Source organism: Paenibacillus sp. GYB006 (assembly GCF_036577645.1).
Lineage (GTDB): Bacteria > Bacillota > Bacilli > Paenibacillales > Paenibacillaceae > Paenibacillus.
This window is the reverse complement of record NZ_JARBDA010000007.1, coordinates 44,061-56,314: the sequence shown is the minus strand read 5'-3', so window position 1 is coordinate 56,314 and position 12,254 is coordinate 44,061. Positions and strand designations below refer to the sequence as shown.

Below are 12,254 nucleotides of genomic sequence, written 5' to 3'. Positions count from 1 at the left end.
GGGTTTTTTAGTGATCTCAGTTAACGATTTTAAAACAGGTTTGACCGTTGAGGTTGACGGTGATATTTTTACAGTTCTTGATTTCCAACACGTTAAGCCAGGTAAAGGAGCGGCATTTGTTCGTTCTAAACTTAAAAACCTTCGTAATGGTAACACAGTAGAAAAAACATTCCGCGCTGGTGAAACCATCGGCCGTGCACAAATTGACAACCGTGGTGTTTCTTATTTGTATGCAAGTGGAGATGAGCATACGTTCATGGATAACGAAACTTACGATCAGTTCACACTTACTAGTGATCAACTGGAATGGGAACTGAACTTCCTTAAAGAAAACATGAATGTAAACATCATCAGCTACAAAGGTGAAATTCTTGGAATTAACTTGCCGAACTCTGTAGAACTCAAAGTTATTGAGACAGAGCCAGGTATCAAAGGTAACACGGCAACAGGTGCTACTAAAAATGCAAAAGTAGAAACAGGTCTGAATGTTCAAGTACCTTTGTTTATTAATGAAGGCGATGTTCTGATCATTGATACTCGCGAAGGTAAATACAGCTCTCGCGCATAATAAGATAACGTTCTATCTACGAGAGATACGCTCTTTTACAAAGTCCTCTGCTAATCAGCAGGGGACTTTGTTGTATTTTGAGGAGAAAAGAGGAGGTTATAAAGACTTCTTCAATGATTTACAGTAAAAAAGGGTTACCAGTTTCCAAATTTCGTATTATACTGTTTAAAAGTAAGGTAAGCGTAATCCAGCTTATCGCCTATATAATGATGTTTTATACTTGTAAGGGTAGGGAGTGAGATTGGTTTGTCTTTGTTTGTAATGAAATTCGGAGGAAGTTCCGTAGGTGATACGGAACGAATGCAGCGAGTAGCAAGACGCGTAGCCCAGAAACAAGATGAAGGACATCAATGTGTCGTTGTCGTCTCCGCTATGGGGGATACAACAGACGAACTCATTGACCAGGCAAAAATATTAAATGATAAGCTTCCTGCACGGGAAATGGATATGCTGCTCACAACGGGGGAGCAAATTTCAATTGCTTTACTATCAATGGCCATCCAAAGCTTAGGACGTGAGACCGTCTCCTATACAGGATGGCAAGCCGGATTCCGGACTGAACCGGTTCATGGAAAAGCACGAATAACGGATATACAGCCAGAACGAGTACTACGATCCTTGAAAGAAGGCAAGATTGTCATCGTTGCCGGATTCCAAGGTATATCCGAAGAAGGAGAAATTACGACACTCGGACGCGGTGGATCGGATACGACAGCAGTTGCACTTGCAGCTGCGATCAAAGCCGACGCTTGCGAAATATATACAGATGTTGACGGGGTTTATTCTACTGACCCGCGAATCGTCAAGGTTGCTCGAAAATTGAGTGAAATCTCGTATGATGAGATGCTGGAGCTTGCTCACTTGGGTACAGCTGTATTGCACCCGCGTGCAGTTGAATATGCGAAACATTCGAAAGTACCTTTAGTGGTTCGATCCAGCTTTACTTATAATGAAGGAACGGTAGTGAAGGAGGAAGCAGCATTGGAACAAGGCGTAGTGGTAAGCGGTATTGCCTACGATAAAAATGTAGCGCGTATCAGTATTTTGGGAGTTGAAGATATTCCAGGCGTGCTTGCAGGTATGTTTGGCGCGTTAGCAAAAGAACAAATTGATGTTGATATTATCGTACAAAGCGGTATTAGTGATGGCAAAGCTGACTTCTCCTTTACTGTTACTCTAGATGATCGAGAGCGTGCTATTGATGTGATTCAAGGAATGGAAAGCATTCTACCATTTCGTGAAATTACATCAGAGGATGGGCTTGTGAAAATATCAATTGTTGGGGCAGGTATGGTCAGCCATCCAGGGGTTGCTGCTCAAATGTTTGAAGTCATTTCAAGCCAAGGTGTCAATATCAAAATGGTAAGTACATCTGAGATTAAAGTTTCCTGTGTAGTGGAAGGTACAAAACTGAATGAAGTAATCCGTGCACTGCATACAGCTTATAACCTCGATGCAGAAGTTCAAGCTTTTGTAGGCGGACCACAAGATCGAAGATAATGATGGTAGTACAGCGCAAAAAGAGACTTACACGATGAATAACGTGTAAGTCTCTTTTTTATTCTTTTTTCTCTTTTGGCTTCCAAGGGACTAAAAGGTGGTCTTCCATAACAGGAACAAGTGTAAAAGCATTCTCCGTTAAACAATAATCCACATCTTTTTCATGTCCGTGCTTGGTTAATCTCTTCGCCTCACTGCTCTCTTTCAGCTTATTTCGAAGGTCTGCCTCGCAGCCAAGATAGGCATGATGGACAACCAACCCTAGATCATTAAGACGTACGGGCTGCACTGCTGCTTGTTTTATATAATTAATGAGCATTCCAGCGCAAAGTGAATCCTCCATAGTTAACCTGTCCTGTTGACCCGCACATAGAATAGCGATATCCAGATCAACCTCTGTTAGCACTTCTGCACAAGCTTTTGCGTTCAAAAAGGCTGCTGTGAATATATAGGAAGCTTTCCCTGCTTTAATTAAAGCTCTAGTACCGCTGGTGGTGGTCATAATTCCTTTTTTTCCTTCTACTAATTCTTTTGTATATTCCAAAGGTGAGTTCCCCGCATCAAATCCAGCTATTTTTTTACAGAATCGTTCACCGCCTAGAAACATACCCTCAAGTCCAAGTTGTTTGGCTTGTGGTACCGTTTCTACGGGCGTAATGCAGATTGCTCCTTGTGCTAGTGCAGTAACAATGGTACTCGTTGTTCGAAATACATCGATAACCACTGCGCTGCGGTGAATCACATCTTCTGTGCGTATTTCACTGGCACTGGCAACAACATCGATACGCATAGGTGTACCTCCCTAACTTGTTTTTGCACTGTTTCTCTACATCATCCAGCCTATCTATTCTTACTATATGCAGCAGGAGAAGGGCAGGTGCCTACCTCTTTTTTTCTGTGGATATAAATAGACTAGTTTTGGCATATGTTCTAAGACAACTTGCTTCAGGGAGGAACGCTACATTGGATAAATATGTATTGTCGATGGCTATTTTACGTATCTTTTCAGGATCAGCTGAATTGATTGCCGCCTTGCTTATGCTGAGATTTAATCAGGTAGAGAAAGCTCTTGCTGTGAATTCCGCCCTTGCTTTTGTTGGTCCGATGATCCTTATTCTAACGACAACCATTGGACTAGTAGGGATGGCAGACAAGCTTTCATTTGGTAAATTGGCGTGGGTATTTATGGGAGTTACTTGTCTCTTAATTGGTATTTTAAAAAAATGATAGATTCCCGTCATAAAAAACGTGTACAGGCATAAATATGGGGTATGACCAACAAAAACGGGCCCCCGGAAAGGGCCTTGGAAAAAGCCCTGATCATCTAGGGAATGGGGGTGCCGGATCATGAAATGGCTTGAGTTGTTTCCTGAGTCGCTAAAAATACTGCTGATGCATCTTCCTAGACCACTTCTAGAATCATTAGAGGAAGTTCGAATTCGTGAGGGAAGGCCTCTCGAAATTAACACAAATGGGGAGCATTATTTTGTAACCCGGCTTTCTAAGCCCTCAAAATTACAGTCAGAAGCATATTGTCCATCTAGGGAGGATACTCACCGATTTCTAGAAGTCATCAGTAATCATTCGCTGTACACCATGGAAGAAGAACTTCGCAAAGGTTTCATTACGATTCCAGGCGGGCACCGAATTGGACTGGCTGGAAGAACGGTACTTAAAAACGGGAAAGTAGAACATTTAAGAGATATCAGTGGATTTAATGTTCGGATAGCCAAGGAGATTAACGGTGCAGCGGATCAGATTATTCCACATCTTGTAGACTACCGAACTTCCCGAATTAAACATACGCTCATCGTTTCTTCTCCGCAGCAAGGGAAAACGACACTGCTTCGAGATATAGCCAGACAAATCAGTCATGGAAGCGAGAAAAGAAGGAGTTATAAAGTGAGTATTGTGGACGAGCGTTCCGAAATTGCCGGTAGTTATAAAGGCGTTCCTACCTTCGATGTTGGACCAAGAACAGACGTGATGGATGCTTGTCCGAAAGCTGAAGGGATGATGATGCTGCTGAGGTCCATGTCACCCGAAGTACTGATTGTAGATGAGATCGGCAGGGAAGAAGATGCAGAAGCAATAAAAGAGGCACTGAATGCCGGTATTTCCGTCATTGCGAGCGCACATGCAAGAGACATGGCTGACCTGAGCAAACGCCCATTCATTAAGGATCTAATTCAGGAAGAATTGTTTCAGCTGTACGTTATGATTGATCGCTTCGGTAAAAAAGTGACGTACAAACTGGCAGATAGTAAAAACAGAACCTTACAGCAGCAAGGCATTACGAACGCAGGTGGTGCTCATGCTTAAACTGATAGGTGCTCTGATGATCCTGCTTTCAGGAACTTTTCTAGGCATGTATCAAGCCAATCTTTTTGCTTCCAGACCCAAGCAGATTAGAGAGCTTGTTCTTATCTTCCAGCGTCTGCTGACGGAAATTAATTATAGTTATAGTCCGCTTGCCGATGCGCTTCAAAAGATAGGATTGCAAGCGAGTAAACCACTTGGACGTCTTTTCATAGCGGCTGCAGAGCATATGAACTCTCCTAAAGGGCATTCGGCAAACGAAAGCTTTCACTATGCGATAGACAAATACTGGAGCCAGACGGCTATGAAACAACCAGAGAAAGACGTGATACTTCAGCTGAGTTTAAGTCTCGGGACAAGCGACAGAGAGGAACAAAACAAACACATTACGCTTGCCATCCAGCAATTAAATCATGAAGAAATCACGGCTCGGGAGGATCAACTGAAATATGAAAAGATGAGCCGCAGTCTTGGTCTACTGGTCGGGGCGCTGATCGTCATTCTGATCTTATAGTGAGGTGCCAGAGTAAATGAATTTAGAAGTGAATGCGATTTTTCAAATCGCAGGTATCGGCATTATCATCGCCATGATTCATACGGTACTAAAGCAAATGGGAAAAGAAGATATGGCGCACTGGGTAACGTTAATTGGCTTTGTGGTGGTCTTATTCATGGTGATACGAATGCTCGACAATTTACTCCAGGAGATTAAATCTATTTTCCTTTTTCATTAAATAGAGCCTTATCTAAACAGGTGATTAGAAATGGAAATCATTCAAATCGTAGGACTTGGACTCATAGCGACCATCCTGATTCTTATAGTCAAAGAACAAAAGCCGCTGTTTGCGTTTCTGATTGCAACAACAGCAGGGATCCTAATCTTTATGTTTGTTATCGGCAAAATTGGTGCTGTGCTCCAGGTACTCGAGAGGATGGCCCAATCCTCCGGAATGGATGAGATCCATCTAAAAACAATACTGAAAATCATCGGTATTGCCTACATCGCAGAGTTTGGCGCACAAATTGTACGGGATGCGGGACAAGAAAGCATTGCATCCAAAATTGAACTTGCCGGCAAAGTGCTGATTCTGGTACTGGCTGTACCCATTATCAGTATTATTATCGAAACAGTGATGAAGCTGCTGCCGGTATAAAGAGGTGGAGGAAGTAAGATGTGATGAAAAATTCCAGTGGATCCCGCAATCAGATCGTGATTGTCACACTGATGTTGTGTTTTTTCTTTGCACTTGCAAACCAGGTTTTTGCGGACTCCCCTGTAACCGACTGGGCAAATAAGCAAGTTGAACAACTTCCGACAGAGCAGGTGGAAAGGTATTGGCAGTCCCTCATCGATGAATACGGAGGATTTTTCCCTGAAGGCAAGCTGCCCTCATTTATGGACATGCTGATGCCCGGCGGCGAAGCATTGAGCATCAAAAGCATGTTTGGAGCCATAGGCCAGTATTTGTTACATGAAGTTCTCTTCAATGCAAAACTGCTTGTTACGATCATTATGCTTAACATCTTAAGTATGATTTTAGAGACACTTCAAACGGCCTTCGAGAAAAGTACGATCAGTAAAGTGGCTTACGCCATTTGTTATATGGTGATTATCGTCATTTCGATTAACAGCTTCAGTGTCGCCATTGGTTATGCCGAAGAAGCGATCGATCGGATGATTAATTTTATGCTCGCTATGATTCCTCTGCTGTTTGCCTTACTTGCATCTATGGGGAACATCGTAACGGTCAGTGTTACACATCCACTTATCGTATTCATGATTCACACGATCGGCGTACTGATCTATAAGATCGTATTTCCGCTCTTGTTTTTCTCAGCTGTTCTGCATTTAGTCAGTTCTTTAACGGACAAGTACAAGCTGACACAGCTTGCGAACCTGCTTAGACTCATTGGAATTGGAGTACTGGGAGTCGTTCTAACGATTTTTCTAGGCGTTATCTCTGTTCAAGGGGCGACAAGTTCGGTTACGGATGGAGTTACGATTCGGGCAGCAAAGTATGTATCAGGCAATTTTGTTCCCGTCGTCGGCAAAGTTCTCGCAGATGCAACCGATACCGTGATAACAGCATCCCTGCTAGTTAAAAATTCGATTGGACTTGCGGGAGTCATTATTATTTTATTCTTATGTGCATTCCCAGCTCTAAAGATTCTGACTCTCGCTTTTATATATAATCTCGCCGCAGCTTTAATGCAGCCCCTCGGTGATACACCAATTGTGGGATGTCTGCAGGCAATTGGCAAGAGTTTAATTTATGTCTTCGCTGCGCTCGCAGCGGTCAGCCTTATGTTCTTTCTTGCGATAACGATCATGCTGACAGCTGGGAATATGACAGTAATGTTGAGGTGATCAAAATGAGGAAAATGACGAATCACAGGTACCCTTCGGTCAGAGGTCCTAATAAGAAGAGGATGTAAAAACGTACAGCACGGAGGTGGATGCAGTGGAATGGCTGAGCGGATGGTTGCGAGAACTAATACTAGTCGTTTTACTGGCTACCTTTGTGGATATGCTGCTTCCGAATCGCTCCATGGAGCGGTATGTCAAGCTTGTACTGAGTTTACTTATTCTGCTGACATTAATCACCCCCTTAATCAATCTGCTAAGCAGTGAACCCGATGCAAGACTTAAAGAAGCGCTTAGGGACTGGACTAAAGACGGGGCACAGATACAGGCGATGACGCTGGACGACATCCTGGACGAAGGGGAAAAGCTTCACAAGCAACAAGATCTAAAAGCAAAAGAATGGGCGGCTAAAGAAGTAGCGGATCAAATCAAAGAGCAGATCGAAAGAGAAACGGAGCTTCCGGTTGAATCGGTCAGCGTTATCCTTGGAACCGAGAGAAAGACGGAGAAGAGTGCGGAGCTAACCTCAATTACCCGTGTGAAAGTCACGATGGGACAAAGTAATGAAGATAGACAGATAACGAGGAGTCCCGAAAACGGACCAATAGAAATTACTCCTGTGGATCAGAATCCCATTTCAGTCCGAATATCTGATCTTGCGAAAGAAGAGAATGCACCTGAAGAGAGGCCATATGATTCAGGAGAGGAAGCCGTCTCTGTTATGACAGGAACAGAAGCAGATCAGATCACGTCTTTGATTGAAGGACAGTGGAAGGTCGATGCCAAACATATTGTTATTTTGAAACCTGAAAGAAGCAGGGAACTGTAAACTACTTAAACCGAAAGGAGCAGCTGAAATGGGGAAACTGAGAAACAGTTTGAATAAATGGATAGGATCTTCTGAAGAAGGATCAACGAAACGAACGCAAACCTTTCGGTGGTTAATTATTGTCGGCTTGATTGGTGTGGCTATTATCATCATTAGTTCTTTCATTAATGTGAAAGAGATCGATACAGAAAACGTGGGGAGAGAGCCGCCGCTGGACAATAGTGTACAATCTGCTTTTGGTGCTACGGAAGGTGAGATGACTCCTTTTGATACCACCGAGCATGCATTTGAATCCAAAATCAAAGGGATACTCGAACAAATTGTAGGCGTTGGAACAGTGGATGTCATGGTTACCATTGATTCTACAGAGGAGATTGTGGTTGAGAGAAACCGGCAGGATACACAGCAAAATACGGAGGAAACAGACGCTAATGGTGGGAAGCGCAGTATAACTCAGTACACAAGAGATGGGGAAATTGTAACCTATGATATTTCAGGAGACCAATCACCCATCATTACCAAGAAGATCAAACCTCAAATCCGCGGAGTACTCGTCGTTGCAAAAGGGGCAGAGAATAAAATTGTTAAAGATCTCATTACAGAAGCTGTCGAAAAAGGTTTAAACGTTGAATCCTATCGAATATCGGTTGTTCCAAGGAAACAAGAGTAGATGCATTCCTCACCTGTAGGTGGGAGATTTAATAAACTTAAATCATTTTGGGAGGAATAAAACAATGACTAACAAAAGACAAACGATATGGCTCGTATCGATGCTGAGTCTAATGGTCGTACTTTCTGCTTACTATCTGTTCACAGAAGATACGGGGACATCTAGCCAGGTAGCAGAAACACAACAAATCAAAGGCACGCCTAGTGATGCACAGGAAGCTTCCGCAACGAATCCGCTGGATGGACTTGTTATGAACGAAGTCGTTACCGAAGGTCTGGTAACAGGCGAACAAACAGATGAGACGGGTGCTCCCGTTGCACCTGAGGCAGTAGTAGAAGAAGAAGTATCCTCAGAAAAAACGGATGGGGCAAAAACAGATGAAGAAGTACTCAAAGAAATGGAAGCTCAAAATACGTCCGCTTCTGCAGCTAATATATTTGAAAACTACCAATGGGAGCGTACCGCTGAGAATTCCAGAATAGAAAGTGAACTGCTTGCAGCAGCAGGCGATAACAGTAAAACACCAGAAGAGAATGCAAAAGCTGTAGAGCAATTGCGTATACTAGAAGAGAAAAACTCGAAAATTACCGGGATTGAAGAGCAGCTTTCTCAGCAATACGCAAATGCGATTGTAGAAGAGGATAATGACCAATATAAAGTGGTTGTGATCAGCGAAAAACTGGAAGCGAAAGATGCGGTTACAATCGTCGATATGGTCATTAATGAGCTTGATGTAACACAAGATAAAGTTCGAGTACAGTACGTAAAAGAATAAACAGCGTACTCACTTTTAGGGAAGAGCCCCGGGACAACATTTCCGGGCTCTTTCCATTTTTAATGATTGTGATATAATACATAACGTTATCACTGTCCGAGTGAAGATGGCAGTATGCCGAAGGAGTGAACTATAATTAATGTTTAAATTAAATGAAATTAAAGAATTAATAAAGCTGATTGATGAAACTTCTGTTCAAGAGGTTGAGATTGAAAACGAAGGTTCCAAACTGACAATACGCAAGCCAGGTCCGACTGAATATGTACAAGCACCAGTAAACGTAAGCACATATCCGCCTGTAACTCAGATGATGCAGCCTAGTTTTGCAGCACCTGCAAGTAACACGCCTGGAAATCAAGCAGCGCCTGTTCAGGAACTATCTGAGAAGACGGAATCCAATTTACATAAGATTGTTTCGCCTATGGTGGGTACATTCTATTCCTCACCGTCGCCAGAAGCAGCAGCCTTTGTAAGTCCAGGCAGCAAAGTGACGGAGAAAACAACCGTATGTATTGTAGAAGCAATGAAACTCATGAACGAGATTGAAGCAGACGTTAAAGGCGAGATCGTTGAGATCCTCGTACAAAATGGTCAACTCGTTGAATACGGTCAACCTTTGTTCTTGGTTAAATCGGAGTAATCTCCTATTGGTGAACCACTCTGTAGTACGGTTTCATTAGAGTAAAGCTCCAAAGGAGGATATATAAATGAATTTTCAAAAAATATTGATTGCTAACCGTGGCGAGATTGCCGTTCGGATTATTCGTGCCTGCAAAGAACTAGGCATCTCAACGGTAGCTGTCTATTCAGAGGCAGACCGAGATGCGCTGCATGTACGTCTTGCAGATGAAGCATACTGCATCGGACCTGTTCTTTCAAAAGAGAGTTATCTTAATATTACAAATATAATGAGTGTTGCAACTCTTACAGAATGTGATGCCATTCACCCCGGCTATGGTTTTTTAGCTGAGAATGCTGATTTTGCAGAAATCTGTGAGTCTTGCAATATTTCCTTTATCGGCCCATCAGCAGAAGCTATTACCAAAATGGGAGACAAAGCGGTTGCAAAACAAACGATGAGAGATGCAGGTGTGCCTGTTATTCCTGGCTCCGATGGACTGGTTGAAGATTTAGATGAGGCAGTTATGATTGCTCGTGATATCGGCTATCCTATTATTATTAAAGCCACTGCAGGCGGCGGAGGAAAAGGAATTCGCATCGCAGAGGATGAAGAATCTCTGATCAAACAAATTACAGCGGCCCAGCAGGAAGCACAAAAAGCTTTCGGGAATGCTGGCGTTTATCTCGAAAAATTCTTAACAGGTATGAAACACGTAGAAATTCAGATCATTGCCGACAAGCATGGTAATGCGGTTCACTTAGGAGAAAGAGACTGCTCCATTCAGCGCAGAAGACAAAAGCTGATTGAAGAAGCTCCATGTCCGATCCTAAGCGAAGAAACGCGGAAAAGTATGGGGGATGCTGCAGTACGTGCTGCACTGGCTGTAAACTATGCTGGAGCGGGGACTCTTGAATTCTTGCTAAGCCCTAACGGGGATTTTTACTTCATGGAAATGAATACCCGTATCCAGGTAGAACATCCTGTTACAGAAATGGTTACCGGCGTGGATCTCATCAAAGAAATGATTTCTGTAATTGAAGGGAATCCGTTGTCCTTTACCCAGGAAGAAATTACGATTAACGGCTGGTCCATCGAATGCCGAATTAATGCAGAAGACCCTAGCCGTAATTTTATGCCTGCTCCAGGCAAAATCAATTTCTATCTGCCTCCTGGAGGCCCGGGAGTAAGGGTAGACAGCGCTGCTTACCAAGGTTATAACATTCCGCCATATTATGACTCTATGATTGCGAAACTAATTGTATGGGCTCCTACACGGGATGAGGCGGTTAGCAAAATGAAACGTGCGCTTTCTGAGTTTGCGGTAGAAGGTATTCCTACTACGATCCCATTCCATATGAGATTGCTTGAGCATCCGGTGTTTGGCAAAGGCGATTTTGATATTAAATTTTTGGAAGAAAACGAAGTTTAATTGTCATAATAAGCTTGTTTGTCATAATGTCCAGCGAATGCTATAGTATGAATAATAAGTACGCGTGTCTTCTTGTGGACGTAAGGAAACTTAAACTTTGAGAGGTGTGTTGATATCATGAGCACATTGCCGACGGAATTTGAAAGAACTGAGATTGGTGAAATACAGATTGCACCAGAAGTGATTGAAGTCATCGCGGGTCTTGCAACCGTTGAAGTCAGCGGTGTAGCAGGAATGAGCGGTGGATTCGCTGGCGGCTTTGCTGAACTGCTTGGTCGTAAAAATTTGTCCAAGGGTGTAAAAGTCGAGGTTGGTCAACGCGAGGCTGCTGTTGACGTTTCTGTTATCATCGAATATGGAAATCGTATTCCTGATGTCGCTTCTTCCATTCAACAAAATGTGAAACGCTCCATTGAGAACATGACAGGCTTAACTGTTGTGGAAGTCAATGTGCAGGTACATGATGTTCAGTTCAAAACGGCTGAAGTTGTGAATGACCCGGCTGAGCTGACTCCACAGCGTGTGAAATAAAATAGTTGACCTAAACCCCCGGTGATCGCACCAGGGGTTTAGTCCTTCCTTTTTGATTGGATGTAAAGCTTTTTTTTATTTGTTGATTGAGGAGGTTATACTGTTCGTGGCTAAAATACTGGACAGGCTTTTGCTGTTTATCTACAGTTTAAGTGTTGGCATTATATCTGTACTGATAATCCTCCTTTTAAGCGGTCTTACTCCTGATCTTGTTCAGAGTCAGTATAATGAAATGACAACAATTATTGTTATTTCCTTTGCCGCTGTTCTGTTCTTACTTAGTATGCGGTTCTTCTATATTTCTGTTCGCAGAGACCAAGGTTCGCTGCCCTCTGTTGATCAGCGGACGGAGTATGGTGATGTCCAGATTTCGATGGAAACGATTGAAAATCTGTGTCTGAAGGCCTCATCTAAATTCCGAAGTGTTCGTGATGTAAAGTCTCGTATCCATGTTACGGAAGCGGGCCTTGAGATTACAATTCGTGCGATCGTTGACGGAGAAAGTTCGATCCCTCAGCTGACAACAGAATTACAAAAAGCAATTCATGACTATGTACAAGAAATTACAGGAATTCCGGTATCTCATGTATCGGTATATATTGCTAATCTTGTTCAATCACCGAACTATAAGAGCCGAGTAGAATAG

General features: G+C 42.9%; 16 protein-coding genes. 15 read left to right on the top strand and 1 reads right to left on the bottom strand.

Annotated features, from left to right (window positions below; genetic code table 11):
* Positions 1-10 precede the first annotated feature (10 nt).
* Positions 11-568, top strand: coding sequence for an elongation factor P (gene efp, locus PV403_RS16515; RefSeq protein WP_160033467.1), 558 nt, complete (start codon positions 11-13; stop codon positions 566-568).
* Between the two features lie 246 nt (positions 569-814).
* Positions 815-2,068, top strand: coding sequence for an aspartate kinase (locus tag PV403_RS16510; protein ID WP_213529744.1), 1,254 nt, complete (start codon positions 815-817; stop codon positions 2,066-2,068).
* Between the two features lie 58 nt (positions 2,069-2,126).
* Here PV403_RS16510 and PV403_RS16505 read toward each other — a convergent pair whose 3' ends face one another.
* Positions 2,127-2,858, bottom strand: a complete 732-nt coding sequence (locus tag PV403_RS16505) for a 2-phosphosulfolactate phosphatase (RefSeq protein WP_213529742.1) — start codon at positions 2,856-2,858, stop codon at positions 2,127-2,129.
* 173 nt (positions 2,859-3,031) lie between these two features.
* Here PV403_RS16505 and PV403_RS16500 point away from each other — a divergent pair, with 173 nt between their 5' ends.
* The 13 genes from PV403_RS16500 to amaP all read left to right on the top strand — a co-directional run bounded on the left by PV403_RS16500 (position 3,032) and on the right by amaP (position 12,254).
* Entirely contained in the window at positions 3,032-3,295 is a 264-nt protein-coding gene (locus tag PV403_RS16500; RefSeq protein WP_442951768.1) for a YqhV family protein, read from the top strand.
* 120 nt (positions 3,296-3,415) lie between these two features.
* Positions 3,416-4,390, top strand: a complete 975-nt coding sequence (gene spoIIIAA, locus PV403_RS16495) for a stage III sporulation protein AA (RefSeq protein WP_332085301.1) — start codon at positions 3,416-3,418, stop codon at positions 4,388-4,390.
* Complete coding sequence (gene spoIIIAB / locus PV403_RS16490; protein WP_213529738.1) at positions 4,383-4,901, top strand: stage III sporulation protein SpoIIIAB; 519 nt, start codon at positions 4,383-4,385, stop codon at positions 4,899-4,901. Before spoIIIAA ends, spoIIIAB begins: the two co-directional genes overlap by 8 nt.
* Before the next feature lie 16 nt (positions 4,902-4,917).
* Positions 4,918-5,121, top strand: coding sequence for a stage III sporulation protein AC (spoIIIAC, locus tag PV403_RS16485; RefSeq protein WP_191799151.1), 204 nt, complete (start codon positions 4,918-4,920; stop codon positions 5,119-5,121).
* 30 nt (positions 5,122-5,151) lie between these two features.
* On the top strand, positions 5,152-5,541 hold the full coding sequence (gene spoIIIAD / locus PV403_RS16480; RefSeq protein ID WP_160033457.1) for a stage III sporulation protein AD: 390 nt from the start codon (positions 5,152-5,154) through the stop codon (positions 5,539-5,541).
* Positions 5,542-5,564: 23 nt separating this feature from the next.
* Complete coding sequence (gene spoIIIAE / locus PV403_RS16475; protein ID WP_213530243.1) at positions 5,565-6,755, top strand: stage III sporulation protein AE; 1,191 nt, start codon at positions 5,565-5,567, stop codon at positions 6,753-6,755.
* A gap of 94 nt (positions 6,756-6,849) precedes the next feature.
* Entirely contained in the window at positions 6,850-7,581 is a 732-nt protein-coding gene (spoIIIAF, locus tag PV403_RS16470; protein ID WP_332085300.1) for a stage III sporulation protein AF, read from the top strand.
* A gap of 28 nt (positions 7,582-7,609) precedes the next feature.
* Positions 7,610-8,251, top strand: coding sequence for a stage III sporulation protein AG (gene spoIIIAG / locus PV403_RS16465; protein WP_332085299.1), 642 nt, complete (start codon positions 7,610-7,612; stop codon positions 8,249-8,251).
* Between the two features lie 64 nt (positions 8,252-8,315).
* On the top strand, positions 8,316-9,026 hold the full coding sequence (locus tag PV403_RS16460; protein WP_213529732.1) for a SpoIIIAH-like family protein: 711 nt from the start codon (positions 8,316-8,318) through the stop codon (positions 9,024-9,026).
* A 139-nt stretch (positions 9,027-9,165) separates the two neighbouring features.
* Positions 9,166-9,666 (top strand): acetyl-CoA carboxylase biotin carboxyl carrier protein, encoded by a 501-nt coding sequence (gene accB / locus PV403_RS16455; RefSeq protein ID WP_213529730.1) that lies wholly within the window; start codon positions 9,166-9,168, stop codon positions 9,664-9,666.
* A 67-nt stretch (positions 9,667-9,733) separates the two neighbouring features.
* Positions 9,734-11,077, top strand: a complete 1,344-nt coding sequence (gene accC, locus PV403_RS16450) for an acetyl-CoA carboxylase biotin carboxylase subunit (RefSeq protein ID WP_213529728.1) — start codon at positions 9,734-9,736, stop codon at positions 11,075-11,077.
* A gap of 117 nt (positions 11,078-11,194) precedes the next feature.
* Positions 11,195-11,608: an Asp23/Gls24 family envelope stress response protein gene (locus PV403_RS16445; protein ID WP_213529726.1), complete on the top strand. Its 414-nt coding sequence runs from the start codon at positions 11,195-11,197 to the stop codon at positions 11,606-11,608.
* A 106-nt stretch (positions 11,609-11,714) separates the two neighbouring features.
* Positions 11,715-12,254 (top strand): alkaline shock response membrane anchor protein AmaP, encoded by a 540-nt coding sequence (amaP, locus tag PV403_RS16440; RefSeq protein ID WP_332085297.1) that lies wholly within the window; start codon positions 11,715-11,717, stop codon positions 12,252-12,254.